Source organism: Streptomyces sp. ATCC 21386 (assembly GCF_018728545.1).
Taxonomy (GTDB): Bacteria; Actinomycetota; Actinomycetes; order Streptomycetales; family Streptomycetaceae; genus Streptomyces.
In genome coordinates, this window is sequence record NZ_JAAVVL010000001.1 from 8,064,098 (window position 1) to 8,090,970 (window position 26,873).

Below are 26,873 nucleotides of genomic sequence, written 5' to 3' on the forward strand. Positions count from 1 at the left end.
AGATGTGTAATAAGAGACAGCCGTAGCCCTCGGCGATGCGCTGGTGGTACGTCTGGCGGTCGATGACCTCCAGGCCGACGATCTCCCAGGGCGGCAGCCCGGCCGTCCGGCGGTGTTCCCCCCACAGCCGCAGGGCGACGGCGGCCGCGTCGTGGAGGTCGCGGGCCTCCTCCCAGTAGCGGATCTCGGCGTGGTCGTGGGCGTAGCGGCTGGTCAGCAGGAAGGGGTGGTCGTGGGCGAGCTGTTCGAGTCCGCGCCGCACCTCCTTGAGGGGGGCCTCGGGTCCGGAGAGGCTCAGCGTGACGTGCCACAGCCGGGGCAGATCCTGCGGCTCCTCGACGCTGTCGCCCTCGTACGTGTCCGAGGAGGCGACGCTGGTCAGCGTCCGCTCCTCGCCGGCCGCACGGGAGGAACCACCACCACGGGACGCCGCGGCCCCGGGGCGCACTCGTCTCACGACGGCCTCCTTCGCAACGATGTCGTGCCTCGTCAATAGGTCGTGCAAGGGTTCCTGCGGAATCTCCCTGAGACAAAGTTGAGCAGGCTCAGGAGCTTCGCGTGGCGGTTTTACGGAACGCGCACCGCCGGGGCCCGTGCTCCGGCCCTCCCGGGGGGCCGCTGGTCAGGGACGCAGGAGAACGAGGTCGTCCCTGTGTACGACCTCTCGTTCGTACGCGGGACCCAGCTCGCGCGCCAGTTCCCGGGTCGAGCGGCCGATCAGCTGGGGGATCTCCTTGGCGTCGAAGTTCACCAGTCCGCGCGCGACCGCCCGGCCCGTGCCGTCGCGCAGCTCTACGGGGTCGCCGGCGGTGAAGTCGCCCTCGACGGCCGCGATGCCGGCCGGCAGCAGTGACGTACGCCGCTCGACGACCGCGCGGACGGCGCCCTCGTCGAGGACGAGCGCGCCCTGCGGGGTGGAGGCGTGCTGGAGCCACAGCAGCCGGTCGGCGGACCGCTTGCCGGTGGGGTGGAAGTACGTGCCGGTGTCGCCGCCGGAGAGGGCGTCCGCCGCGTGGACGGCGCTGGTCAGGACCACGGGGACGCCCGCGCCGGTGGCGATCCCGGCCGCCTCGACCTTGGTGACCATGCCGCCGGTGCCGACGCCCGCCTTGCCGGCGCTGCCGATCTCCACGTGCGCGAGGTCCTCGGGACCCCGTACCTCCGCTATCCGCGACGTACCGGGCTTGCTGGGGTCGCCGTCGTACACGCCGTCCACGTCCGAGAGCAGGACCAGCAGGTCCGCCCGGACGAGGTGGGCGACGAGGGCGGCGAGGCGGTCGTTGTCGCCGAAGCGGATCTCGTCCGTGGCGACGGTGTCGTTCTCGTTGACGACGGGCAGCGCGCCCATCGCGAGGAGCTTGTCGAGGGTGCGGGAGGCGTTGCGGTGGTGGGCCCGGCGGCTCATGTCGTCAGAGGTGAGGAGCACCTGGCCGACCCGGATGCCGTAGCGGGCGCAGGAGGCCGTGTAGCGGGCCACCAGCAGGCCCTGGCCGACGCTGGCGGCGGCCTGCTGCCGGGCAAGGTCCTTGGGACGGCGGCGCAGGCCCAGGGGCGCGAGCCCGGCGGCGATGGCACCGGACGAGACGAGCACGATCTCCCGCTCGCCGCCGCTGCGGGCCTTGGCGAGGACGTCCACGAGGGCGTCCACCCGGTCCGCGTCGAGGCCCCCGGAGGCCGTCGTCAGCGACGAGGAGCCCACCTTGACCACGATCCGGTGCGCGTCCCGCACGCCCTGCCTTGCCGCTGACACCTGTATCCCCAATGTTCCGAACCAGCCCGGTGTGTGCACTGCGCAATCTACGGGAGCGGGCGGTCCGGACGCGTTCTCATTTCGAGGGGCGGACGGCGGGGGTCGCCGGGGCGGAAGGAACGCTCCGGCTCGGAGCCCTTTATGAGGAGATGCTGTGACGTCCCTCAAGGTTCCATGGCGTTTTGCCCGACTGGCGGCAATTGCCCTCGCGGGAGATTGCTCCTCGGCCTGCCTAGGTCATACGGTCAGGGATCGGCCTCCTCAGGCCACCCCCAAGACTCACCTTCCCCCCTTCGTCCGTCGCACCCTCCGCAGGAGCCCAGCCCGTGCCCTCCGCAGGCCTCGCACCCCGCCGCATCGCGCAGCTGTCAGCGCTGTTCGCGATGTTCGCGCTCTTCACGGCCCAGATCGTCTCCGCGCTGCTGCCGAACATCCCGGTGTTCGTCGCCGCCGGCGCGGCGGGCCTCGTCCTGGACACGTTCCTCCAGTACCGGGATCCCGGACTGCTCGCACTGTTGGGCAAGGTCCGCTTCGACGCGCTGGTGCGCCAGCTGCTGCGCGACATGCTGATCCTGGTGGGGCTGCTGCGCATCGACGGCATCGATCCGCTGCGTGAGCAGGCGCCCCTCCTGGTCGCCCTGATCGCCTTCTACGCGGTGCACTTCGCCTGCCAGGCCGTCTCGGTGCTGGTCCGCCGCACCCGGACCCTGCCGATCGTCACCCGCAACATCGACGCCTCCGAGCTGCGTCTGACGGCCGCCCCGCCGCGCATCCTGGCCCGCCGCCAGGCCCACCGGCTGCTGACCTTCTCGCTGCCCGTCACGGCCGGTCTGATGCTGACCGCGGCCACGCAGGACGCCCTCTGGGGCTTCGCCGGCGTGGGCGCCGGGCTCGCCCTGCTCGTCGTGGGCACCGCCCACCTCGCGACCTGGCTGCTGCCGAAGAAGCGCGCGAAGAGCGAGCAGCAGGTCATGGAGTGGCTGGACCGGTGGCTCGCCGACTACCGGCCGACCACCGCGATGTACTTCTCCGGCGGTACGACGTCCGCCTACCAGGCGAACATGTGGCTCTCCACGCTCTCCCAGCTGGAGAAGCCGCTGATCGTGCTGCGTGAACGTTTCATGGTGCAGAAGATCGACGCGACGGACGTGCCGATCATCTGCTTCCCGAAGGTATCGACGATGTTCTCCCTGGAGAACTCGACGCTGAAGATGATGCTGCACCCGGCCAACGCCGCGAAGACCTCCCAGGTGCTGCGCATCCCCACGATCAAGCACGCCTTCATCAACCACGGCGAGAGCGACAAGCTCTCCTCCTGCAACCCGTACGCCAAGGCGTACGACGAGGTGTGGGTCGCCGGTCCCGCGGCGCGGGAGCGGTACGCGCTCGCCGAGGTCGGCGTGGAGGACAAGGACATCGTCGAGGTCGGCCGCCCGCAGCTGGCGCCGATCCGCCCGTACGCGGGCCCACCGACCGGCACGTACACCACTGTCCTGTACGCCCCCACCTGGGAGGGCTGGGACGGCAACCCCGGCAACACGTCCGTGGTCCTGGCCGGCGAGAACATCGTCCGGCAGCTCCTCGCCGACGACAAGGTCCGGCTGCTGTACAAGCCGCACCCGATGACCGGCTCGGTCGACCCGCGCGCGGGCGCCGCGAACGAGCGGATCAAGGCGATGATCCGGGAGGCCAACACCAAGCGGTCCGGGGCTCGCCCCGGCCCCGAGGCCGCCACCGAACTCGCTCGCCGTACGGCCGAGTTGGACGAGCTCACCTCGACGTCGTTCCGGTCCAGCGCGGACGAGATGGAGCGGATGCTGCTGCAGGGCACGCCGAGCGGGGACCGTGAGGCGGCCATCGCGGAGGCGACGCTGGCCTGGGAGAAGGCGTACTGGGCGTCGTTCCCGGAGTGGGAGCACCGGATCATCACCGAGGCGCGGCCCGCGATCTTCGCCTGCTTCAACGCGTCGGACCTGCTGATCAGCGATGTCTCGTCGGTGGTCTCCGACTGGCTGTCGAGCGAGAAGCCGTACTCGGTCGCCAACACGTCCGGGCTGCCGGAGGTGGCGTTCCGGGCGGCGTTCCCGACGGTCTCGGCGGGTGTCGTGCTGACGCCCAAGGCGGACGGGGTGCCGGCGCTGCTGGAGTCGGTGCGCAACCCCGAGAAGGACCGTTTCACGCAGGCCCGCGCCGAGCTCAAGGAGCAGCTGCTCGGCCCCTCGGACCCGCCCTCGCTGGTCCGCTTCGGCCTCGCGGTGAAGGCGCTCTGCGCCAAGGCCGACGACCGTCGCGCCCGCATGGAGTCGCGCCTCGCCGACGAGGTTCCCGCGCCCCGCAAGGCGCAGGAGTCGAGCGACGAACTCGCGGAGGGCGAGCCGACGGAGGCGCTGGCCTGACGCAGACCCACAGCGACGAAGGGCCCCTGCCCCGGTTCATCACCGGGGCAGGGGCCCTTCGTCGTGTGCGCGTCGTCCGGGGCCGCCCAATGGCTCGGGGGCTGAGCCTGTGCGGCGACTGCGGCGGGTACGTGGTTGCTCGCGCAGTTCCCCGCACCCCCCACGGGGCTGCTCGTCATTGTCTCGTCCTGGCTGCGGGCCGTCATGCCGCTGGGGGCGGCACGGGAGCGAAACCCCGCCCTCGCGCCCGGCACCGGCTGAGGGCGCCGAGGGCAGGCCGGGCGCGGCAGAGCCCTGCGGCAGCCCTAGAACGGCTCGAAGTCGTCGTACTCCTTCTGGAGCTCGTCCCGCTCCGCCTGCCGGTCACGGCGGCGCTGGACGGCCGGTCGGGGCGCCTCGAAGCGGTGGTCCTCACCACGCCGTCCCAGCATCTCCGCACCGGCCATGACGGTCGGCTCCCAGTCGAAGACGACCGCGTTGTCCTCGGGCCCGATGGCGACGCCGTCGCCGGAGCGGGCGCCCGCCTTCATCAGCTCCTCCTCGACACCGAGGCGGTTGAGCCGGTCGGCGAGATAGCCGACCGCCTCGTCGTTGTTGAAGTCGGTCTGCCGCACCCAGCGCTCCGGCTTCTCGCCCCGCACGCGGTAGAGACCGTCCTCCTCCCGCACGACCGTGAAGCCCGCGTCGTCGACGGCCTTGGGCCGGATGACGATCCGCGTCGCCTCCTCCTTGGGCCTCGCGGCACGCGCCCGGCCGACGAGGTCGGCGAGTGCGAAGGACAGTTCCCGCAGGCCGGTGTGGGCGACGGCGGACACCTCGAAGACCCGGTAACCGCGGGCCTCCAGGTCCGGCCGCACCATTTCGGCGAGGTCCTTGCCGTCGGGCACGTCGATCTTGTTGAGGACGACGATCCGGGGCCGGTCGCCGAGCCCGCCGTACTGCGTCAGCTCCTCCTCGATGATGTCGAGGTCGGAGACGGGGTCACGGTCCGACTCCAGTGTCGCGGTGTCGAGGACGTGGACGAGGACGCTGCACCGCTCGACGTGGCGGAGGAATTCGAGCCCGAGGCCCTTGCCCTGACTGGCGCCGGGGATCAGGCCCGGCACGTCGGCGATCGTGTAGACCGTCTCGCCGGCGGTGACCACGCCCAGGTTCGGGACGAGGGTCGTGAAGGGGTAGTCCGCGATCTTCGGCTTGGCGGCGGACAGGACCGAGATCAGCGAGGACTTCCCGGCGCTGGGGTAGCCGACCAGCGCCACGTCGGCGACGGTCTTGAGCTCCAGGACGATGTCGCCCGTGTCCCCGGGGACGCCGAGCAGCGCGAAGCCGGGCGCCTTGCGGCGGGCGGAGGCGAGGGCCGCGTTGCCGAGGCCGCCCCGGCCGCCCTGTGCGGCGACGAATGAGGTGCCGTGGCCGACGAGGTCGGCGAGGACGTTCCCCTGGCGGTCGAGCACGACCGTGCCGTCCGGGACCGGCAGGACCAGGTCCTGTCCGTCCTTGCCGGAACGGTTGCCGCCCTCGCCGGGCTTGCCGTTGGTGGCCTTGCGGTGCGGGGAGTGGTGGTACTCCAGGAGGGTCGTCACCGACTGGTCGACGGTCAGGATGACGTCGCCGCCGCGCCCGCCGTTGCCGCCGTCGGGTCCGCCGAGCGGCTTGAACTTCTCCCGGTGGACGGAGGCACAGCCGTGACCTCCGTTACCCGCGGCGACATGCAGTTCGACGCGGTCCACGAAGGTGGTCATGGTGGGGTGCCTCCTGGGGGTCCCCCCGGCCGGGCGGCCAGGGGTGGTACGGGTTCAGTTATTGGTTAACACGCGAAAGGCGGACCCGCCTTCCCGCACGGGAAGTGAGGTCCGCCTCGCGAAAGACTGTCCGAAGACTTTTCCGATCAGCCGACCGGAACGATGTTCACGACCTTGCGGCCACGGGCGGTGCCGAACTCGACCGCACCGGCGTTCAGCGCGAACAGCGTGTCGTCCTTGCCGCGACCCACACCCGAACCCGGGTGGAAGTGCGTGCCACGCTGGCGGACCAGGATCTCACCGGCGTTGACGACCTGACCGCCGAAGCGCTTCACGCCGAGCCGCTGAGCGTTGGAGTCGCGACCGTTCCGGGTGGACGATGCGCCCTTCTTGTGTGCCATCTCTCCTCAGTCCCTTACTTCGCAGCCGCGGGGATCTCAGTGACCTTGATCGCCGTGTACTGCTGGCGGTGGCCCTGACGACGGCGGTAGCCGGTCTTGTTCTTGTAGCGCAGAATGTCGATCTTCTGCCCCTTGTGGTGGTCCACGACCTCGGCCTGGACCTTGATGCCGGCAAGGACCCACGGGTCACTGGTCACGGCGTCACCGTCGACGACGAGCAGGGTCGAGAGCTCGACCGTGTCGCCGACATTGGCGGTGGAAATCTTGTCAACCTCAACGATGTCGCCGACAGCAACCTTGTGCTGGCGACCACCGCTGCGCACGATGGCGTACACGCGGATCTCACTCTCTCGCTCCGGAACGGCACCCCCGCAGTCCAGCCGCCCGACGTGCGGACGGCCTCTCCCACGGCGCCCGGCGCGCGGAAGGAATGAGGTTTACGGGGATGTGACGCGTCACTACCTACGGACACGCCGACGGTCAAGGTTACGGGGCGGTGCCCGAAGGGGTCAAACCGAGCCCCTTCCCGCTACGGGACCGAGCCCCTCCCCCGCTACGGGGCGGGCTTCTCGCCGTCCGCCGGCAGCGGCTTCACGCCCTTGCACAGGTCGGTGGTGTCGGCCTTGCCCGGGTAGGCGACACCGATCACCCTGTCGAAGTGCGTCCGGTACATGTCGTGCACCGCGTCGTCGTCGACCTTGACGATCGCCTCGTCGTTCTCGCGCAACGCGGGCCCGGTGTAGTTGCCCGACCCGGTGAAGCTGATCTTGTTGCGCACGCCGTCGTACTGGCCGTCCACGAGGATGTACTTGGTGTGGATGATGTACGGCGTGGTCAGCTTCTTCCCGGGGTTCAGCGGGTCCCGGTCGTCGTTGTAGCACCGCACCGTCGGGCCGCCGGACGTGTGCATCTTCTCCCACGTCCCCTGGGTCCCGCCGCTGCTCTTGGCGCTGTCGGACTCGGCGTACACGATGCTCACGTTGCAGCCGGCCTTCTTCAGGGCCACCAGTTTCTCGGCGATCGCCAGCCGCGTGATCTTGAAGATCGCGACCCGCACCCAGGTCTTCCGCGCCACCCCGGCGCTGTCCTTGTACGAGCACTGCACGTTGTTCAGCACCGAGTACACGGTGTCGGTGGCCCGGGTGTTCCCGGCCCGGGGGAAGAAGTACGCCTTGTAGAGGCCGTTGCTGACGGTCCGGTACTCCCATGCCGCCCAGTCCCGGCCCACCATCGTGTCGAAGTAGTCCGCGTACGCGTCGTACATCGTCGGGTTGTCCGGCAGCAGCAGCGCGTCGTTGAAGAACTTGGTGTGCGCGGAGGGGGTGGAGTTCGACGTGGTCTGCACAACCACGTTGGTGGCGCCCTCGACCGCCGAGAACAGCCAGAACTTGTTGTGCATGATCGACTGCCCGTACTTCGGGTCGCCGAGGCAGGACCGGTCGACGGCGCAGGTCGCTATGTACGACCCCTTCGTCCGGTCGGTGCCGAGCGCCGCGACCAGGCTGCCGTACGCGGTGTTCGTGGGGCGGTCGCTGACGCTCGACTCGTCCAGCAGGACCTGGACGCGCACGCCCCGGTCCTTGGCGGCCACGAGCGCGTTGACGACGGACGCCTCCCACACGTGGTAGACGGCGACCTTGATGGTGGAGCCGGGGAGCGCGGCGTCCGTCAGCTCGACGAGCCGGGTACGTATCGCGAGTTGCGCGCCCTCGTCGCCCAACGGGTCGTTGAAGAGCGGGCCTTCGGTCCAGGTCGGCGCGGCCTGCGCGACATCCGCGGCCGTCACCTGCGCACCGGCCGCCGCCAGCACGGTGGCCAGCGCCACCGCCCCCCGCACACGCACGCGCGCCATGCGATCCCTCCCCGTTCCCGCCCTGCCCGTATGTCCACGACAGCGCTCACACCAACGCACACGCCATCGCTCACGACCGCGTATACGACTGCGAATTCGACTACGTGAGTGTTACAGGCGCCCGAGGGTGCTCAAGGGGGGAGGGGGTACCGAGGAGACGGCAGAGGAGCAAAACCGCTCAAATCTTCCCAGCCGGTGTGAAGTTACTCTCCCGGGACGGACCGGTGCCCCCACCGGATGGTCAAACCACCCGGTGGGGGCACCAGTTGGAGCGGATCGAGGTCCGCCCCGTGGGGCTCAGCTCTCGTCGGTCGAGGCCGTCACCGTGGCCGAGGACTGCTCGGCGGCCACCGTGGTCTTCTTCGCGGCCGACTTCTTCGTGGCCGCCTTCTTGGCCGTGGCCTTCTTCGCGACCGTCTTCTTGGCGGCCGCCGTCTTCTTCGTGGCGGCCTTCTTCGCCGTGGCCTTCTTGGCCGTCTTGCGCGCCGCCGCCTTCTTGGCGGGCGCCTCGGCCTCGGTCTCCTCGGCCGCCGGAGCGGTCTCCTCGACCGGGGCCTCGACCGCGTCCTCGGCCGCAGCCGACGGGACCACGACCACGGCCGCCTCCTCGGACGCGGTGGGCGCGGTCGCCTTGCGCACGGCACGCCGACGCGGACGGGCCGGAGCCGCGCTCTCGGCGACGGCCGCCGCCTCGGGCTGCGTGGCCTCCTCGGCCGCGGACTCGCCGACCGGCTCGGCCACGGGCTCCGGTGCCGGCTCGGCGGCCGCCACCGTGACCACGGTCTCCTCAGCCTCCGCGCCTGCCGGAGCGCCCGCCGGAGCGGACACCTTCCGGGTCGCGCGACGACGTGTGCGGCCCTTGGGAGCGGCCTCCTCGGTGCTCGGCTCGGCGGCCGGCGGCGTCTCGACGACCGGGTCCTCCACCGCGACCGGCTCCGCCTCGGCGGCCTCCCGCGACTTCGGGGCACGGTCCTCGGAGACGGTGGTGACGGCCACGGCATCACGCGACTCACGAGTTTCGCGGGACTTCGGGGCCCCGGAGGGCGCGGACGCCCGACGGGTGGCCCGACGACGCGAACGGCCGCGCCCGACCGCCGCCTCGGCCTCGGCGACGCTGCTGTACAGCTCCTCGTCCGGCTCGAACTCGGGGGACGGCAGCGCCACGGGCTCGGCGACCTCGGCGGCGACCTCGGCAGCCGCCTCGGTCTCGACCTGCTCGGCCGACTCCGCGGGCTCGACGGCCTCGGGAGCGGACACGTGCTCGTGGTCGTGCTCGGCACCCCCACGCCCGCGCTTGCGGCGCTTGCCGCCACCGCCGGGAGCGGTCGGCTGGTCCATGTGCACGATCACGCCGCGCCCGTTGCAGTGGACACAGGTCTCGGAGAAGGACTCCAGCAGGCCCTGGCCGACCCGCTTCCGGGTCATCTGCACCAGGCCCAGCGAGGTGACCTCGGCGACCTGGTGCTTCGTACGGTCGCGCCCCAGGCACTCCAGCAGGCGCCGCAGCACCAGGTCCCGGTTGGACTCCAGGACCATGTCGATGAAGTCGATCACGACGATGCCGCCGAGGTCGCGCAGCCGCAGCTGACGCACGATCTCCTCGGCCGCCTCCAGGTTGTTCCTGGTGACCGTCTCCTCCAGGTTGCCGCCCTGGCCGGTGAACTTGCCGGTGTTGACGTCGACCACGATCATGGCCTCGGTCTTGTCGATCACCAGCGAACCACCGCTGGGCAGCCAGACCTTGCGGTCCAGCGCCTTCATCAGCTGCTCGTCGATGCGGTACGTCGCGAAGACGTCGACCTCGGAGGTCCACTTCTGCAGACGCTCCGCCAGGTCGGGCGCGACGTGCGAGACATACCCGTGGATGGTCTCCCAGGCGTCCTCGCCGCTCACGATGACCTTGGAGAAGTCCTCGTTGAAGATGTCGCGGACGACCCGGACGGTCATGTCCGGCTCGCCGTACAGCAGCGTCGGCGCGTTGCCGTTCTTGGCCTTCTTCTGGATGTCCTCCCACTGCGCCTGCAGTCGCTCGACGTCGCGGCGCAGCTCGTCCTCGCTCGCGCCCTCGGCGGCGGTGCGCACGATGACGCCCGCGTCCTCGGGGACGATCTTCTTGAGGATGGTCTTCAGCCGGGCCCGCTCGGTGTCGGGCAGCTTGCGGCTGATACCGGTCATCGACCCCTCGGGGACGTAGACCAGGTAGCGGCCCGGCAGGGAGACCTGGCTGGTCAGACGCGCGCCCTTGTGCCCGATCGGGTCCTTGGTGACCTGGACGAGCACGGACTGGCCGGACTTCAGGGCTGACTCGATCCGGCGCGGCCCGTTGGCCATGCCGAGCGCCTCGAAGTTGACCTCACCGGCGTACAGGACCGCGTTGCGGCCCTTGCCGATGTCGATGAAGGCGGCCTCCATCGACGGCAGCACGTTCTGCACCTTGCCGAGGTAGACGTTGCCGACGTACGAGGTCGACTGCTCCTTGTTGACGTAGTGCTCGACGAGCACGTTGTCTTCCAGGACGCCGATCTGGGTGCGCTCGCCGCTCTGGCGGACGACCATGACGCGCTCGACGGCCTCGCGGCGGGCGAGGAACTCGGCCTCGGTGATGATCGGGACGCGCCGGCGCCCCTGCTCACGGCCTTCCCGGCGGCGCTGCTTCTTGGCCTCCAGCCGGGTGGAGCCCTTGATGGACTGCACCTCGTCGGACGGCTCGGTGTCCTTGGCGCGCCGCTCGCGCGGCTCGCGGACCTTGACGACCGTCCGCTCGGGGTCGTCGGACGCCGCCTCGGCCTCGGTGCCGGAGTCCCCGGCGCGGCGACGGCGGCGACGGCGGCGACGGCTGCTGCTGGAGCCCGAACCGGACTCCTCGCGCTCGTCGCCCTCGTCCTCGGCGTCCTCGTCCAGCTGCTCGGCGGTGTCCTCGGCGTCCTGCTCGGCCTGCTCGGCGGCGAGCTCGTCGCCCTCGGCGGCGTCCTCGGCCTCGGCCGACTCGCCCCGGCGACGACGGCGGCCACCCCGGCGACGGCGGCGCCGCGACCCGGTGGACTCCTCCTCGCCGTACTCGTCGCCCTCGGCGGCGTCCTCGGCGGACTCCTCGGGCTCCTCAGGCTCCTCCGGCTCGTCGGCCGCCACGGTGGCGGCCGCGGGCTGCTGCTCGGCCTCGGCCGAATCGCCCCGGCGACGACGGCGACGCCGCGACCCACCGGTGGGCTCCTCCTCGCCGAACCCGCCCGCGCCGGTGGTCCCGGCGCTCTCGGCAACGTCGGCCGGCTCCGCCGTCACGGTCTCGGCCTCCGCCTCGGCGGCGGCCTGCGCGGCGGCCCGCTCCGGCGTCTGGAACATCGGCTCGGTGAACACCGGCGCCTGGAACACGGCCACGGCAGGCCGGGACGGACGCGACGGCGCGTCCTCCGCGACCGGCGCCGCCGGCTCGGAGAAACCAACGGCCGCCTTCCGGGTGGCCCGACGACGGGCCCGACGCGGACCCGCGTCCTCGGCCTCCGCCTGGGCGGCCGCACGCGGCGCCCTGACCGGCTCGGGCTCGGCGACGGCGGTCGTGGGGGCGGCCTCGGCGGCGGGCGCCTGCTCGGCAGGAGCCGACACGGTCTCGGCGGCCACGGCCTCGCTCACACGCTCGTCGGCGGACTCGCCCTCGGGCGCCCCGGCGGGCGCGGCGGCCCGGCGCGTGGCACGCCGACGGGTGCGCCGAGGCGCGGCCTCCTCGGCCGCCGCCTCCACCGGCGCGCTCTCCTGAACAGCGGCGGGCGCGGCTTCCCCGGCCTCCGCCGGGGCCTCGACGGTCTCGGCGGCCTTCGGCTCACCGGCGGGCGCGGACGCCCGGCGCGTGGCACGACGGCGCGGACGCGGCGCGGCCTCTTCGGCGGCGGGCGCCTCAACGACGGCGGCGGCCTCGGACTCGGCGGCCTTCGCGGTCTCGGCGGGGGTCTCCTCGGCGGCCTGAGGGGCGCTCGTGGGCGCGGAGGCTCGACGGGTGGCGCGACGGCGTGTACGCCCGGCGGGCGCGGCCTCCTCGGCGGCGGGCGCCTCGGCGACGGCGGCGGGCGCGGCTGTTGCCTCGGCGGAGGCGGCCGGCGCCACGGTCTCGACGACTTCGACGACCTCGGCGTCCTTGGGCGCACCGGCGGGCGCGGAGGCGCGGCGGGTGGCGCGACGGCGCGTACGCCCGGCGGGCGCGGCCTCCTCGGCAGCGGGCGCCTCGGCGACGGCGGCGGGCTCGGCCACTTCCGTGGCCTCGGCCTCGGTGACCTGCGCGTCCTCACCGGTCAGGCCGTCCTCGACGGTCTCGGTGGTCTCGTCCGCCTCGGTCGGCTCGACGGCCGCGAGGTCCTCGGACTCGGTGGCCGGTATGGCCGGCGCGGTGGTCTCCGCGGCCTCTTCGGCGGCGGACGGCGGGCCCGCGGGGCGGGACGCGGCGCGGCGGCGACGGCGCGGCGGCAGGGTGTCGCTCGGCGTGTTGCGGTCGGAGCCCTGCGCGGGCTCGGCGGGTTCGATCGGTTCGGGCATGCGGGCGTTTCTCCCGTCAGGCTCCCGGGCGCCGCACCCGGTCCGGCGTGGCCGGTGACGTCCGCGGCTCGCGTCGTACGCGACTGCCGCCGTCCGGGGCGCGGGCGCCGCACGGGAGCTCTCTGTGTCCTGTCTCGCCGGTTCCGTACGCCATGTTGCGTACGGCCTGGCGAAAGTCTTGTGGTCGGTGCGCTGCCCGACCCAGGTGGCTCCCGGATCAGAGGGCGGCGCTACGACGTCCGTCCTACGCGGGGCCTACCGGCGCCGACGCCTTCGCGGCGGCAGCGGGTTCGGCCGTTGAGGGGGCCGGCGCTGCCTCGCGGTCGGGCGCGAGCGGGTCGGTCACCGTGCCGGTCTCTTCATCGAAAAGCCCCTGCGCCAGCCTGGTCACCGCTGCGGGGACCGGCGGCGCCAGGTCGGCCACGGCGCGGAGACCGGACAGGACGTCGTCGGGTCGTACGGCAGGCGTCACGTGCCGAACAACCAGCCGCAGTATCGCACAGGGCTGGTCCGTCGGCCCAGCAAGGGGCCCGGCGCCGGCCGCTCCGGTGGAGCCGACGCTTGCGGCCGGCTGTGGACCGGCCGTCTCAGAACCGTTCGCTCCGGCGCCTGCGTCACGTCCATCACGCGCGTCGTGGCCGTCACGGCTGTCGAGGTCGACGACGGCGGCACGGGCGTCGAAGGTCCGTACGCCGTTCTTGGTCCTGCGCTGGACCTCGACGAGGTCCGACGCCTTGAAGGCCTCGACCGCGCGCGCGGCGTCCTCGGGGTCCACGCCGTCCAGGCGCAGCTCCCATTCGGAGGCCGTGAGCCGGTCGGCGAGCCCGGAGGTGCGGGCCTCGACCGCGTCGACGATGTCGAGGCCGGTGGGCAGCGACTCGTCGAGCAGGATCCTGAGCTTCTCCGGATCACGCGCCTCGGTGAGCGCGATCTCCAGATACTCCGCCTCACTGCCCGTGCCGGTGGGTGCGGCATTGGCGTACGACACCTTCGGATGCGGCGTGAACCCCGCCGAGTACGCCATCGGCACCTCGGCGCGGCGCAGCGCACGCTCGAAGGCGCGCTGGAAGTCACGGTGGCTGGTGAACCGGAGGCGGCCGCGCTTGGTGTAGCGCAGTCGGATGCGCTGCACCGCGGGTGCGGGCGGCGGGCCTTCGGGCTGTCGCTTGCCCAGTGTCGTTCAGTCCTTCGTGAGAGCGGTCGTACTGCTACCAAGAGTACGTGTCTCGGCGGCTCCCGGTTCCCGCCTGGGGACGGGCTTCGGTTCCGTCTGTTGTCCGAAGAGGGCCGAGCGTACGCTCGCGCGGGCCTGGCGGACGGTCTCGCGGGCGGTGCTCAGCGCCTGCCGGGTGGTGCGGCCCACGGCGCGGCCGGCCGCCGCGACCGGCTTCCACACCGCGTCCCGCACGAAATGACCGGCCGGTGTGAGGACGGTCCGGTACACCCACCGAGTCGGCTCGACCAGGAGCCACCGGAACAGGTTCGCCAGGAACCGCCCGACGGCGAGCGAGATCCACCCGGCCACCCGCCACGCGTGCCCGAGCGCCTCCCCGATCTCCCGGCCGACGACTGCGAGGAACCGTCCGACGGGCGCGAGCACCCAGCGCCACACGGCGAGCGCGGGCAGCACCAGCAGCACGCGCAGGGTCCAGTACACACCGAGCCAGAGCCCGGTGAAGATCATCCGTACGAGCCACACGGCGCCCATGGCCACCCACGCGATCGCGTGCCCCACGGGCGTCAGCATGTACCGGTACAGCCAACCGGCCGGCACGACGAGGAGGTGGACGACCAGCCAGGCGATGCCCTGCCCGACCGGCAGCACGGTCCACCGGTACAGCCACAGGAGCCCGGCCAGGACGCCTCGGGCGACCCAGCCGCACCCGGCCCCGACACCGGCCGCCAGCCAGGAGATCGCGTGCCCCAGGGGCGTCAGCACATACCGGTACGTCCACACCGCCGGTACGACCAGCAGCCGGTGCCCGAGCCATCCGAGCCCCTGGGCGAGCGGCACGACGGCGTACCGCCACAGCGCCACACAGGGCCGAACGAGGACGATCCGGCCGAGCCACAGCGCCGCACGGCCGGCCGGCCGCAGCACGGTGTCCGTCAACAGCCGCCCGCCCGCCACCAGCGCGTCCCACACCATGCGCACGGGCACGACCAGCACGAGCACCACGATCCGCACCGGAATCCGGATCGCGACGACGAGACACCCCTCGGGCGCCGGCTGTGCCTGCTGGGCGGGCCTTTTCTCCAGGTCCATGACGACGTAGACGCCTCAGCGTGTCGCCCGGATCCAGGCATCACCGACGAGTTCCCACCGCTCCGGGCTCGGCGGCCCCTGCGCCAGCGGCAGCCCGCGCCCTGGCCGCCCGGGGCCGCTACCGCTTGCGCCCGGAGGCCCTCGCGGACTTCGCGGACTTCGCCGACCCGGCCGTCCTGCCGTTCGGGGCGGCCTTGGGGCGCCGCACCACCGCGGACAGGTCCGAGGCGACAGCGTGCGGCGCGGAGAACTCCCGGTTGATCTCGACCTGGCGGCGGACGCGTTCGGGCAGGTCCCGCATGGCCAGCAGGCGGTCGCACGCCCCGAGCGCGGCGGCGTGGTCACCCACCCAGTGGGCGGTGATGGAGAACTCGAACAGCAGGCCCCAGCGGTACACCCAGGGCTTGGTGAAGAGCAGGTCGTCCGGCGCGGGCCGGTCGACAACGTCGACGAGAAGGGCGTGCGCGGTGTGGTGGCGGCGCCGGAGCCGGAGGCGGGAGGCCAGCTCGTAGCAGGCCTCGAGCCGGGTGGGGCGTGACTCCCAGGCGCGGGAGAACGTGTCCATGGCTCCCGGCCAGTCCCCCTCCTCGTCCGCCCGGAGGATTCCCGCCTCCAGGAGCGAGCAGTAGACCTCCTCGCCCCAGCCGCCCATCGCCGCACGTCGCTCGTACAGGTCGATCGCCTCCCGGGCGTGGCCGAGGTCACGTTCGGTGTTGGCCAGGTAGAAGACGGTGCGGGGGTTGGTGGGGTCGCGTTCCAGTTCACGTCTGAGCAGACCCGCGTCGCGCTCGAACTTGTCGCTGCGGCAACCGCCGTCCGCGTGGTCCTCGATGACGAGGGCGTCCAGGTTCTCCTGGACGTCGAGCCCGTCGGTGCACGGGTACTCGTGGGTGACCCCTTCGTAGCGCCAGAGCCGGTCCCCGCGCATCAGGTGCTTGAAGCGGTGCTGGGTACCCGGTGTGTCGTAGCGCAGCATGTACGAGGTCGCCGTGAGCCGGGGCAGTGGCGCGTCCTGACGCAGTACGTGGTCGGCGTCGACGGTGAGCACGAAATCGGCCTTTCCCCGGGCGTGTTGGATGTTCCGCGTGCGGTTGTGGCCGAAGTCGACCCAGGGCTCCTCGCGCAGTTCGCCCGGGACGCCGTCCAGCGCCGCGCGGATCAGGTCCTGCGTGCCGTCCGTGGAGCCGGTGTCGGTGATGACCCACGTATCGATCAGCGGCCGGACGGAGGCGAGGCAGCGCTCGATCACCCGCGCCTCGTTCTTGACGATCATGCAGAGGCAGATGGTCTGCGGCTTCACGGCTCACCGGTCCAGAGGTGTGGGAACGCCGCCCCGACGGCCGCGTGACGTATCACCTCATATCGCACAAATACATTCCACCGGCGCCGAATTAGCCCAGCCGTGAGACCTGTTTAGGCTGATTTGATGATCTCCATCCCCGTCCGGTCCCGCTCGCTGGTCGAGTCGGTTGACAGGGACGAGGCTCACGATCGAGTGCGGGGAAAAGCCCCGAACCGGTCGAAACAAGGAGCACATAGATGAGTCCTGAGCGCAGGACGATCTCGCTGATAGGCCCGCTGGCACGCCACAGAATCACCAAGGCCGGCACGTATGCCTCGCTCGCACTGGCGGTGACCGCAGGACTGGCCGGCCCCGCCGCGGCGGCAACGCTGAGCGTGTCCGAGCACTCCACCGTGGCGAGGGGCGGCAACGACGAGTGCCCGCCCGCCGACGATCACGGTGATCAGCACCACACCGACGCCGGACAACATCAGGACCAGTACGACGGATCCGCGCCCGACTGGTACGACGATCAGGACCAGAACCGCACGGCGGCACTCGGTGGCAACGACGACCACTGCGAGGTGGGCCCCGCCGGCCCGACCGGACCTCAGGGCCCGACCGGCCCCAGGGGCGACACCGGTCCTCAGGGCGAAGTCGGCCCCGAGGGCCCCGCAGGTGACACCGGCGAAACGGGCCCCACCGGTCCCACCGGACCCACTGGCGCAACCGGCGCGGACGGGCCCGCCGGACTCACCGGGGCGACGGGCCCCACCGGTCCCACCGGAGCGGACGGCTCCGTCGGGCCCCAGGGCCCCACCGGCCCCACCGGCCCCACCGGAGCGGACGGGTTGACGGGAGCCACCGGTGCCACGGGCGCCACGGGGCCCGCCGGCCCCTGCGCCGACATCGACGCGGTACAGGACTCCAAGAAGCGCGAGTTCCGGGTCGTACTGAGCGACGGACGGGTCTTCGCGGGCATCCGCGACCTCCAGGGCGAGGTCGCCCACCCGTTCCTGTGGACCGACCTCAGCGCCCACCCCAACTTCCCGGCAGGCGGCCGTGATTCACAGGACCGCTACGTCGGCTTCGCCTGCGGTGTCTCCGTCAACACGAGCGGCCACGGCCACGGGCACGGGCAGAAGGAAACCGGCACGGAGACGGGCAAGGAGCACGGCCAGAGCCAGGGCCACAGCCAGGGCCACAGCCAGCAGACCGGCCAGAGCCACGCCCAGCAGACCGGCCAGAGCCAGAGCCAGGGGCACAGCCAGAACACGGGGCAGAGCCACGGCCAGGGCACGAGCAGCGGGCAGGCCGAGCAGACCGGGCAGAGCCACAGCCAGGGATCGAGCAGCGGTCACAGCCAGGACACCGGCAAGGACCATGGCGGCGGCTCCGGCACGGACCACGGCGAGGACAAGGGCCAGCCCAAGGATGACCAGGCCGGCGCCTCGAAGGGGCTCGTCAAGTTCAATGTCGTCACCACCGTGGGCCAGGTCTGGGAGACCACCTGTGTGCCGGTGGACACGCGGCCCCACGCCACCCTGAACTGCGACGACGAACAGGGCGACCCGCGGCCGTGGTACCGGGTCGAACTCCAGCCGGCGGACAACATCGTCAACGGCGGTTCGACCGTCACGCCCCGCGTGACCGGCCGGTAGTAAGTGAGAAGGGGTGCCCGGAGACCGGCCGAACGGCCCTCCGGACACCCCTCTACGACCTGTCGGCCGCGGCCGGGTCAGTGACTGTGACTGTGCGGCGCACTCCCCACCGGCTGCTTGACCGACAACGGCAGCAGCTTCTTGCCCGTCGGGCCGATCTGGATGTGGGTGTCCATCTGCGGACACACCCCGAGACACAACTCCGAGCGCAGCCCCAGAGGAAGGCTGAAGCCTTCAAGAGCAGGACAACAGATGGTCGTTCTACTCGGGGCACCACCAACCGCTTGCAGCGTGCCAGTCCTTCACCCAGTTCGCGAAGCCGTGTTCCGGCTGCCCAGTGAGAGAACCGGTGTAAGGCGTGGCGCAGCCGTCACGGAGCCACCACACGCGCCCACGCTGCGGCCCGGCCACCACCAACGTCCAGTACTCACCAACTCCGTCGGCCCCCAGCAGCACTGAACCGTCCTGGTACGTCCAGTGCAGCAGGGACGAGTGGAGCGCGTGATCGTAGTAGTCGTATTCCCACTGCCACTCCTCCTCCAGGGGGAAGGGCCGGCCGGGCACTCGTTCGGCGGTACCGTCGAACGGCTCCGGGCTCATCCAGCAGTCCGCCTCCCAGGAAACCCAGCTGATCGGCTTCTCTCCCAGGGGCAACAATCCACCCACCGCAGGGGGGCCTTCGTTCGTCCCGTTCGCGATCTCGGCCACAAAGGTGCGATACGGCTCAGGCAACACCACGCCGTGCCTGCTCTCCCAGGCCCCGAGCGCTTCCCAGCCCAGAGGACGACAGCGACACTCCGCCGGAAAGGCTTCACTCAGCAGGGCCATCACACCCGAGGGTCGCGTCATCCATGCGCCAACAGTTACCACCAGGCACCGACACTCCGCCCTGGCCATCCGGCGGGCAACTGGTCAGCCAACAGACTCAGACCCTGAATGCCATCAGCCCCACTCCACCCCGGAGTAGGGCTGCAGGCAGTCTCCAGGAGGCGGCAATGGCGAGTACACCAGGCCAGCGGCGCCGGCGCCGCGCTCAAGGCGTGATGTAGTCTCCCCAGCCGAACGTCGCCACGTACGCGCGTCGCACGGCGTTCCATCCACGCCAATCGCGCAGACGCGCAACCAACAACGCCATGGAGTACCAGGCACCGAAACAGCCTGCGATTGTCCATGCCCATCCGAGGCTTCCCAGGGTGGCGACGACCACCACCGCCATGGCGGTCGCCACCAAGCCGATGTGAGCGCCGCGCACATCCACACTCATGGCGCGGCGCACCGACCGGCGGTCCGCAGGTGCATCCCGCGCAGGCCGATGCTCCGCAGCCGCACCTTCACCGTCGAAGTCAGCGCCGCCCGTCACGGGCACCTCCGAAGCGCTCGGTCACCCGCACCATGTCAGACCCACTGCACCTCGGACAGAACCCGCGAAGAGCCCCCGGGAGGCGGCAGCGGCGTCCTAGGCGCATCCCGTGAGGTCCGCTGCCGCCCGCCGCGAGCACCGAGCCCACGAAGCATGGCGGCAGCCTCCTCCTCCGTCACGTCTGACAACGCATCCGCGATGCGCCGCAGCGCCTCACTCACCTCAGTGCCCGTGCCCGTGTCCGCTGGTCGCAGCGTCCTTCTTGACCGTCAGCGGCAGCAGCTTCTTGCCCGTCGGGCCGATCTGGATGTGGGTGTCCATCTGCGGACACACGCCGCAGTCGAAGCACGGTGTCCAGCGGCAGTCCTCGACCTCGGTCTCGTCGAGGGCGTCCTGCCAGTCCTCCCAGAGCCAGTCCTTGTCGAGGCCGGAGTCCAGGTGGTCCCAGGGCAGGACCTCCTCGTAGGCGCGCTCGCGGGTCGTGTACCAGTCGACGTCGAGGCCGAAGTCCGCGAGGGCCTTGTCCGCGCAGCTCATCCAGCGGTCGTAGGAGAAGTGCTCGCGCCAGCCGTCGAAGCGGCCGCCGTCCTCGTAGACCGCGCGGATGACGGCACCGATGCGGCGGTCGCCGCGCGACAGCAGGCCCTCGACGATGCCCGGCTTGCCGTCGTGGTAGCGGAAGCCGATGGAACGGCCGTACTTCTTGTCGCCGCGGATCTTGTCGCGGAGCTTTTCGAGCCGGGCGTCGGTCTCCTCGGCGGAGAGCTGCGGCGCCCACTGGAACGGCGTGTGCGGCTTGGGAACGAAGCCGCCGATCGACACCGTGCAGCGGATGTCGTTCGAGCCGGAGACCTCGCGGCCCTTCTGGATGACGCGGGTCGCCATGTCGGCGATCTGGAGGACGTCCTCGTCGGTCTCCGTGGGCAGGCCGCACATGAAGTACAGCTTCACCTGGCGCCAGCCGTTGCCGTACGCCGTGGAGACCGTGCGGATCAGGTCCTCCTCCGAGACCATCTTGTTGATGACCTTGCGCATGCGCTCGGAGCCGCCCTCGGGCGCGAAGGTCAGACCCGAGCGCCGGCCGTTGCGGGTCAGCTCGTTCGCGAGGTCGACGTTGAAGGCGTCCACACGGGTCGAGGGGAGGGACAGGCCGATCTTGTCCTCCTCGTACCGGTCCGCCAGGCCCTTGGCGATGTCGCCGATCTCACTGTGGTCGGCGGAGGAGAGGGAGAGCAGGCCGACCTCCTCGAAGCCGGTCGCCTTGAGGCCCTTCTCGACCATCTCGCCGATGCCCGTGATGGAACGCTCCCGGACCGGGCGGGTGATCATCCCCGCCTGGCAGAAGCGGCAGCCACGCGTGCAGCCGCGGAAGATCTCCACCGACATCCGCTCGTGCACCGTCTCGGCGAGCGGCACGAGGGGCTGCTTGGGGTAGGGCCACTCGTCCAGGTCCATGACGGTGTGCTTGGACACCCGCCACGGGACGCCCGACCTGTTCGGCACGACGCGGCCGATGCGGCCGTCCGCGAGGTACTCGACGTCGTAGAACGCGGGGATGTACACCGAGCCCGTCTTCGCGAGGCGGAAGAGGACCTCCTCGCGGCCGCCGGGCCTGCCCTCCGCCTTCCAGGCGCGGATGATCTCGGTCATGTCCAGCACGGCCTGCTCGCCGTCGCCGATGATCGCCGCGTCGATGAAGTCGGCGATGGGCTCCGGGTTGAAGGCCGCGTGGCCGCCCGCCAGCACGATCGGGTCGTCGAGCGTGCGGTCCTTGGACTCCAGGGGGATCCCGGCGAGGTCCAGGGCGGTCAGCATGTTGGTGTAGCCCAGCTCCGTGGAGAAGGACAGACCGAACACATCGAACGCCTTCACCGGGCGGTGGCTGTCGACGGTGAACTGCGGGACGCCGTGCTCCCGCATCAGCGCCTCCAGGTCCGGCCACACGCTGTACGTGCGCTCGGCGAGGACGCCCTCGCGCTCGTTCAGCACCTCGTAGAGGATCATGACGCCCTGGTTGGGCAGACCGACCTCGTACGCGTCCGGGTACATGAGCGCCCAGCGGACGTCCGCGGACTCCCAGGGCTTGACGGTGGAGTTGAGCTCACCACCGACGTACTGGATCGGCTTCTGCACATGCGGGAGCAGGGCCTCTAGCTGTGGGAAGACCGACTCGACAGACATCGCGGGGGTTACCTTCGTGAGCTGACTGGGGGCACCCCCGGCCGGAGGCTGGGGGGGGAGGGTGACCATCTAGCGTAACGCCCCCGGAGACACACCTCGCACGCCCGTCGGGCGACGGAGCTCAGAAGGGCATGTCCGCGCTGATCCTCTTCCACTCCCCGGGCAGCTCCGCCTCCGCCAGCTCCGCCCGGCGCTCCTCCCTGCCGTACAGCAGCCCGTACGTGAAGGCGCTCTCCCCCGGTGCCGCGTGGGCCTGGTGGGCGAGGTCGCGCAGGGCCTCGCGGGCCATCACGCTGTCCTGGTGCTCGCCGAGGACGCTCTGCAGGGACTTCATGTCCTTGACGAGCGCCTTGGCCGCTTTACCCAGGAGGGGACGTGCCGCCTCGGCCGCGTACCGGGTCCGCTTGGTCTTCTTGCGGGCCTCGTGCATGGCGAGGTCGCGGTCGGCGCCGGGCGGCTGGGCCAGGGCCTCCTCGACGAGGGCCGCCACCTTGGCGAAGTCCTTCCTGATCGCCTTGGTGATCACTTTCTCGGGATCGCCGTGGGCGGCCTTGAGCAGCGGCGGGTCCGCGATCACGGCGTCGAGGGTTTCCAGCAGCTCCAGATAGCGCGGTCCGTCCAGGGCCTCGATCAGTTCGGTCCGGGGGCCGGTACCTCCGTCCTTCCGCGACCAGGCGCGCAGCCGTGCGTGGACCGGGCCCGTCACCAGGCTCTCGGGGAGGGCGTCCAGTGCCTCGGTGAGCCGGTCTGTCAGAACCTCCTGGTCACGGTCGACACCCAGCTCCCCAGCGAGCCATTTCAGCTCCTCGCCGATCGGGTCCGTGATCGACCGGTCCAGGACCTTGCCGAACGACTTGAAGGTGCTGCGCAGGCGACGCGTGGCGACCCGCATGCTGTGGACGGAGTCGGAGACGTCCCGGCGGACGGCGGGGTCCAGCTCGACGATCGCGTCCCGCTGGGCCCGGACGTACACGAGGACGTGGTCCACGGGCGTGACCGGCTCTCCGGGCCCCTCGGCCTCCGCCGGCTTCCCGCCCTTCCCGCCTTTGTCGCTCTTCCCGCCTTTGTCGCTCTTCCCGTCCTTCTTGGCCTTCTTCCCCTTCGCGGGTGCCGTCTCCTGGAGGGCCCTGGCGAGCTTGGACGGCGAGTCCGACGGCCGTACGCCCGCCTTGCGGAGCTTCTTCTCCACCTTGTCGAGGAACGCGGGGTCGCCGTCGTCGGCGAGTTCGACCTCGATCTCGGACCACTGCGCGGTCCGGCCCTTCTCGGTGAGCCGCTCGGCGACCACGGCGTCCACGCTGGCCTCGGCGAGGAGCCTGCCGTCGGCGTCGAGCAGCTCGCTGACGGCGCGGGTGGACAGGAGACGGACCAGCGGGACCAGCTCCGCCGCCCGTACCCGGGAGCGGACCAGTCCGGCGAGTTCGTCGGGCAGCGTGTCGGACAGCGGGGCCCGGATCTCGTCCCGTACGCCCGAGGAGACGGGGAACTTCAGATGCCAGCCCGCGTCACTGCCGCCCGTACGGCGGCGCAGGGTGATGGACGCGGCGGCGAGTCGTTCGTCGAGGGTGTCGTAGTAGACGGCATCCAGCTCCGCCACGCCCTTGTCTATGACGGTCGCGACCCCGGCCACACCGGTGAGGTCCGGCAGGCCGCTCTCGTCGGACTCGTACTTCCGCTCGATCTCGCGCTTCGTGTCCGCCATGAAATGAATCTAGTCGCATATGCGGCGAAGGGGCAGACCATCGCGCCCGTAAAGGGAGCGGAGGCCTGCCCCTGAGGGGCCCCGTGCCCTACGCAGACATGGGTCGCTGCACTCTGATGGACTGCAGCAACCCCACCGCCACCCACACCGCGAACATCGACGAACCGCCGTACGACACGAACGGCAGCGGCAGTCCCGCCACCGGCATGATGCCGAGGGTCATGCCGATGTTCTCGAAGGACTGGAAGGCGAACCAGGCGATGATGCCGCCGGCGACGATCGTGCCGTACAGCTCGGTGGTCTCACGGGCGATCCGGCAGGCCCGCCACAGGACGACACCGAGCAGCACGATGATCAGCCCGGCGCCCACGAAGCCGAGCTCCTCCCCCGCCACCGTGAACACGAAGTCGGTCTGCTGCTCGGGCACGAACTGTCCCGTGGTCTGCGAGCCCTTGAACAGCCCGGTACCGAGCAGCCCGCCGGAGCCGATGGCGATCCGGGCCTGGTTGGTGTTGTAACCCACGCCGGCCGGGTCGAGTTCGGGGTTGGCGAAGGCCGCGAAGCGGTTGATCTGGTACTCGTCGAGCACCCCGAGCTGCCAGACGGCGATCGCGCCCACCGCGCCCGTGCCGATGAGGCCGAAGACCCACCGGTTGGAGGCGCCGGAGGTGAGCAGGACGCCGAGCACGATCACCACCATGACCATGACCGAGCCGAGGTCGGGCATGAGCAGCACGATCAGTATCGGGACAGCGGCGAGCCCGAGGGCCTGGACGACCGTGCGGTGGTCGGGGTGGGGTTTGTCGCCCGCGTCCACCCGGGCCGCCAGCAGCATCGCCATCCCCAGGATGATCGTGACCTTCACGAACTCGGAGGGCTGGAGCGAGAAGCCGCCGCCGATGACGATCCACGCGTGCGCGCCGTTGATGGTCGCGCCCATCGGGGTGAGCACCAGCAGGATGAGCAGCACCGAGATGCCGTACAGGATGGGCACGGCCGTGCGCAGGGTGCGGTGGCCGAGCCAGACCGTGCCGATCATCAGGGCGAAGCCGATGCCGGTGTTGAGCAGGTGCCGGAGCAGGAAGTAGTACGGGTCGCCCTGGTTGAGCTCGGTGCGGTTGCGGGTCGCCGAGTAGACGAGGGCCGCACCGATCAGGGAGAGCGCGATGGCCGAGAACAGTATCGGCCAGTCGAGCCGGCGGGCGAGCGAGTCACGGGCGAACAGCCGGGTCCAGCCGGTGCGTTCGGGCCCGTACCCGGAGACGGAGAAACTGTTGCCGGTCATCCGGACCTCCTCCGTCCCCGACCACCGCGACTGCCACCGCCGCCTTCACCTCGACAGCCACCGCGACTGCCACCGCCGCTGCCGCTGCCGCAACGGCCTCCGCCGCCGCCCCTGCGCCGTCGACCGCGATCGTCGCGTCGGCGGGCGGCGCGGTTGCTGCCGCCGCCCCTCGTGTCGAGGATCGCCGCCGGGACGTCGAAGGAGACCGGCCGGGCGCCGGGCCCCGCGGCGACCGCCTGGGTGCCGTCCTCGGCGGCCTCCTTCTTCGACTTCTTCGGCGGGTAGGACTCCAGCTTCGGGGAGTCGATCGAACCGTCGGACTCGATCTTCGGCAGGCCCTTCTGCGGGGTGGGCAGCAGTGCCTTCTTCCTGTCGATCTTTCCGTCCTCGGAGACGCCGTAGAGCGCGTTGTAGAGCTTGCGCACGGCGGGTGCCGAGGCGCCGGAGCCCGTACCACCCTGGGAGATCGTCATGACGATCGAGTAGTCCTTGGTGTACGTGGTGAACCAGGAGGTCGTCTGCTTGCCGTAGACCTCGGCCGTACCCGTCTTGGCGTGGATCGGGATCTCGTCCTGCGGCCAGCCCTGGAAACGCCAGGCTGCCGTGCCTCGGGTCGCGACTCCGGCAAGGGCTTCGTCTATCTCGTCGCGGGTCTTCTTCGTCATCGGCAGTTTGCCGTGCGACTTGGGCGCGATCTCCTGCACGTTCTTGCCGTCGGCGCTGATGATCGCCTTGCCGACGGTGGGGTCGTAGAGGGTGCCGCCGTTGGAGATGGCCGCGTAGATGGTGGCCATCTGGATCGGGGTGACGAGGGTGTCGCCCTGGCCGATGGAGTAGTTGACGGAGTCACCGGCGCGCAGGCGGTTGCCTTCGAGGCAGTTCTCGTACGCGATCTGCTCGGCGTACGAGCCGCCCTTCTTGCCGTACTTGCACCAGGCGTCCTTGTTGTCCTCCCAGTACTTCTGCTTCCACTGGCGGTCCGGGATGCGGCCGGTGACCTCGTTCGGCAGGTCGATGCCGGTCTCGGCGCCGAGGCCGAACTGGTGCGCGGTCTTGTAGAACCAGTCGTTGGCGCCCTTCTTGGGCTTGATGCCTCCGTCGCGCTTCCACTCCTCGTGGGACAGGCGGTAGAAGACGGTGTCGCAGGAGACCTCCAGCGCCTTGCCGAGGCTGATCGCGCCATGGCTCTGGGACTCGAAGTTCTTGAAGACCTGGCCGCCGATCGAGTACGAACTGGAGCATTGGTACGGGCCGTTGAAGGAGTAGCCGGCGTTCACCGCGGCGGCCGTCGGGATCACCTTGAAGACGGAGCCGGGGGCCGACTGGCCCTGGATCGCACGGTTCAGCAGCGGGTAGTTGGACTTCTTGCCGGTGAGCTTGGCGTAGTCCTTGGCGGAGATGCCGCCGACCCAGGCGTTGGGGTCGTAGTCCGGGTTGGAGGCCATGGCGACCACACGGCCGGTCTTGGCCTCCATGACGACGACCGCGCCGGAGTCCGCCTTGTAGTTGGTCCCGGTGTTGCGGTCGTTCTGCTTGCGGGCTTCCTTCATCGCCTCGTTGAGTTCGTACTCGGCGATGCGCTGCACCCGGGCGTCGATGCTGGTGACGAGGTTGGCGCCGGGCTGGGCGGGGTCGGCCTCGGCCTCGCCGATGACCCGGCCGAGGTTGTCGACCTCGTACCGGGTGACGCCGGCCTTGCCGCGCAGCTCCTTGTCGTACTGGCGCTCCAGGCCGGAGCGGCCGACCTGGTCGGAGCGCAGATACGGCGAGTCGGTGTCCTGGGCCTTGGTGATCTCCTCGTCGGTGACCGGGGAGAGGTATCCGAGGACCTGGGAGGTCTTGGAGCCGCCCGGGCTGGCGTAGCGGCGGACGGCCTGGGGTTCGGCGGTGATGCCGGGGAAGTCCTCGGAGCGCTCGCGGATCTGCAGGGCCTGCTTGGCGGTGGCCTCGTCGGTGATGGGAATCGGCTGGTAGGGCGAGCCGTTCCAGCAGGGCTGGGGGGTCTCCGCGTCGCAGAGGCGGACCTTGTCCATGACGTCCTTGGGCTTCATGTCCAGGACGCCGGCGAGCTTGGTGAGGACGGCCTTGCCGTCGTCGTCCATCTTCAGCAGGTCGGTGCGGGAGGCGGAGACGACGAGACGGGTCTCGTTGTCCGCGATCGGCACTCCGCGTGCGTCCAGGATCGAGCCGCGCACGGCGGGTTGGACGACCTGCTGGACGTGGTTGCCCGAGGCCTCCTTGGCGTAGGCGTCGCCCTCGCGGATCTGGAGGTACCAGAGGCGGCCGCCGAGGGTGCCGAGGAGGGAGAAGACGAGGATCTGGATGATGACGAGCCGGATCTGGACCCGTGGGGTCCGCCCGGTCTCCGGGATGTTGGTCACTGCCTGTCTCCCCCTCTCAGTGCGTGTGCGGGCCGTGCGGGTGCGAGTCGTGAGTGTGCGGGTGGTGCGCGTGGTGCCGGTACATGGGGTACA

General features: G+C 70.9%; 18 protein-coding genes. 2 read left to right on the forward strand and 16 right to left on the reverse strand.

Annotation, left to right across the window (positions count from 1 at the left end; all coding sequences use genetic code 11):
• Positions 1 to 448: hypothetical protein (locus GWK25_RS34580; RefSeq protein WP_215457814.1), on the reverse strand; the 448-nt coding region annotated here is incomplete at its 3' end.
• Positions 449 to 622: 174 nt separating this feature from the next.
• Positions 623 to 1,729, reverse strand: a complete 1,107-nt coding sequence (gene proB, locus GWK25_RS34585) for a glutamate 5-kinase (RefSeq protein WP_215457815.1) — start codon at positions 1,727 to 1,729, stop codon at positions 623 to 625.
• A 347-nt stretch (positions 1,730 to 2,076) separates the two neighbouring features.
• Between proB and GWK25_RS34590 the strand changes: the two genes are divergently transcribed.
• The gene (locus GWK25_RS34590) at positions 2,077 to 4,146 is read left to right on the forward strand and encodes a hypothetical protein (protein ID WP_215455459.1); all 2,070 of its coding nucleotides are present in this window, start codon (positions 2,077 to 2,079) and stop codon (positions 4,144 to 4,146) included.
• A 305-nt stretch (positions 4,147 to 4,451) separates the two neighbouring features.
• Here GWK25_RS34590 and obgE read toward each other — a convergent pair whose 3' ends face one another.
• From obgE to GWK25_RS34630, 8 genes are all read right to left on the reverse strand, one after another.
• Positions 4,452 to 5,888, reverse strand: a complete 1,437-nt coding sequence (gene obgE, locus GWK25_RS34595) for a GTPase ObgE (RefSeq protein WP_215455460.1) — start codon at positions 5,886 to 5,888, stop codon at positions 4,452 to 4,454.
• 146 nt (positions 5,889 to 6,034) lie between these two features.
• Positions 6,035 to 6,289 carry a 50S ribosomal protein L27 gene (gene rpmA / locus GWK25_RS34600; RefSeq protein ID WP_033525817.1) on the reverse strand — a complete coding sequence of 85 codons (255 nt, stop codon included), beginning with the start codon at positions 6,287 to 6,289 and terminating at the stop codon, positions 6,035 to 6,037.
• 14 nt (positions 6,290 to 6,303) lie between these two features.
• Positions 6,304 to 6,624 (reverse strand): 50S ribosomal protein L21, encoded by a 321-nt coding sequence (rplU, locus tag GWK25_RS34605; protein WP_033525816.1) that lies wholly within the window; start codon positions 6,622 to 6,624, stop codon positions 6,304 to 6,306.
• Between the two features lie 218 nt (positions 6,625 to 6,842).
• Entirely contained in the window at positions 6,843 to 8,141 is a 1,299-nt protein-coding gene (locus GWK25_RS34610) for a phospholipase D-like domain-containing protein (protein ID WP_215455461.1), read from the reverse strand.
• Between the two features lie 297 nt (positions 8,142 to 8,438).
• Entirely contained in the window at positions 8,439 to 12,662 is a 4,224-nt protein-coding gene (locus GWK25_RS34615) for an Rne/Rng family ribonuclease (protein WP_215455462.1), read from the reverse strand.
• A gap of 244 nt (positions 12,663 to 12,906) precedes the next feature.
• Positions 12,907 to 13,794, reverse strand: coding sequence for a TIGR03936 family radical SAM-associated protein (locus tag GWK25_RS34620; RefSeq protein WP_215455463.1), 888 nt, complete (start codon positions 13,792 to 13,794; stop codon positions 12,907 to 12,909).
• Between the two features lie 48 nt (positions 13,795 to 13,842).
• On the reverse strand, positions 13,843 to 14,928 hold the full coding sequence (locus GWK25_RS34625; protein ID WP_215455464.1) for a hypothetical protein: 1,086 nt from the start codon (positions 14,926 to 14,928) through the stop codon (positions 13,843 to 13,845).
• A gap of 118 nt (positions 14,929 to 15,046) precedes the next feature.
• Positions 15,047 to 16,201, reverse strand: coding sequence for a glycosyltransferase (locus GWK25_RS34630; protein ID WP_251829174.1), 1,155 nt, complete (start codon positions 16,199 to 16,201; stop codon positions 15,047 to 15,049).
• A gap of 266 nt (positions 16,202 to 16,467) precedes the next feature.
• Between GWK25_RS34630 and GWK25_RS44380 the strand changes: the two genes are divergently transcribed.
• Positions 16,468 to 17,871: a collagen-like protein gene (locus GWK25_RS44380; protein ID WP_286014569.1), complete on the forward strand. Its 1,404-nt coding sequence runs from the start codon at positions 16,468 to 16,470 to the stop codon at positions 17,869 to 17,871.
• Between the two features lie 261 nt (positions 17,872 to 18,132).
• Here GWK25_RS44380 and GWK25_RS34640 read toward each other — a convergent pair whose 3' ends face one another.
• The 6 genes from GWK25_RS34640 to mrdA form a co-directional block, all read right to left on the reverse strand.
• Positions 18,133 to 18,699 (reverse strand): SMI1/KNR4 family protein, encoded by a 567-nt coding sequence (locus GWK25_RS34640; protein ID WP_215455466.1) that lies wholly within the window; start codon positions 18,697 to 18,699, stop codon positions 18,133 to 18,135.
• A 205-nt stretch (positions 18,700 to 18,904) separates the two neighbouring features.
• Entirely contained in the window at positions 18,905 to 19,231 is a 327-nt protein-coding gene (locus tag GWK25_RS34645; RefSeq protein WP_308404387.1) for a hypothetical protein, read from the reverse strand.
• 222 nt (positions 19,232 to 19,453) lie between these two features.
• Positions 19,454 to 21,412 (reverse strand): TIGR03960 family B12-binding radical SAM protein, encoded by a 1,959-nt coding sequence (locus GWK25_RS34650; RefSeq protein ID WP_215455467.1) that lies wholly within the window; start codon positions 21,410 to 21,412, stop codon positions 19,454 to 19,456.
• 121 nt (positions 21,413 to 21,533) lie between these two features.
• Positions 21,534 to 23,114 (reverse strand): CYTH and CHAD domain-containing protein, encoded by a 1,581-nt coding sequence (locus tag GWK25_RS34655; RefSeq protein WP_215455468.1) that lies wholly within the window; start codon positions 23,112 to 23,114, stop codon positions 21,534 to 21,536.
• A gap of 88 nt (positions 23,115 to 23,202) precedes the next feature.
• Positions 23,203 to 24,399 (reverse strand): rod shape-determining protein RodA, encoded by a 1,197-nt coding sequence (rodA, locus tag GWK25_RS34660; protein ID WP_184894121.1) that lies wholly within the window; start codon positions 24,397 to 24,399, stop codon positions 23,203 to 23,205.
• Complete coding sequence (mrdA, locus tag GWK25_RS34665) at positions 24,396 to 26,780, reverse strand: penicillin-binding protein 2 (protein WP_215455469.1); 2,385 nt, start codon at positions 26,778 to 26,780, stop codon at positions 24,396 to 24,398. The genes rodA and mrdA overlap by 4 nt, the downstream gene beginning before the upstream one ends.
• Between the last annotated feature and the right edge of the window lie 93 nt (positions 26,781 to 26,873).

Bases quoted from the DNA above. Each gene is read 5' to 3' on its own strand.
- rpmA (WP_033525817.1), bottom strand. From the start codon at position 6,289: ATGGCACACAAGAAGGGCGCATCGTCCACCCGGAACGGTCGCGACTCC.
- rodA (WP_184894121.1), bottom strand. From the start codon at position 24,399: ATGACCGGCAACAGTTTCTCCGTCTCCGGGTACGGGCCCGAACGCACC.
- GWK25_RS34630 (WP_251829174.1), bottom strand. From the start codon at position 16,201: ATGATCGTCAAGAACGAGGCGCGGGTGATCGAGCGCTGCCTCGCCTCC.
- GWK25_RS44380 (WP_286014569.1), top strand. From the start codon at position 16,468: ATGAGTCCTGAGCGCAGGACGATCTCGCTGATAGGCCCGCTGGCACGC.
- GWK25_RS34610 (WP_215455461.1), bottom strand. From the start codon at position 8,141: ATGGCGCGCGTGCGTGTGCGGGGGGCGGTGGCGCTGGCCACCGTGCTG.
- GWK25_RS34625 (WP_215455464.1), bottom strand. From the start codon at position 14,928: ATGGACCTGGAGAAAAGGCCCGCCCAGCAGGCACAGCCGGCGCCCGAG.
- GWK25_RS34615 (WP_215455462.1), bottom strand. From the start codon at position 12,662: ATGCCCGAACCGATCGAACCCGCCGAGCCCGCGCAGGGCTCCGACCGC.
- GWK25_RS34640 (WP_215455466.1), bottom strand. From the start codon at position 18,699: ATGGCCCTGCTGAGTGAAGCCTTTCCGGCGGAGTGTCGCTGTCGTCCT.
- obgE (WP_215455460.1), bottom strand. From the start codon at position 5,888: ATGACCACCTTCGTGGACCGCGTCGAACTGCATGTCGCCGCGGGTAAC.
- GWK25_RS34650 (WP_215455467.1), bottom strand. From the start codon at position 21,412: ATGTCTGTCGAGTCGGTCTTCCCACAGCTAGAGGCCCTGCTCCCGCAT.
- GWK25_RS34655 (WP_215455468.1), bottom strand. From the start codon at position 23,114: ATGGCGGACACGAAGCGCGAGATCGAGCGGAAGTACGAGTCCGACGAG.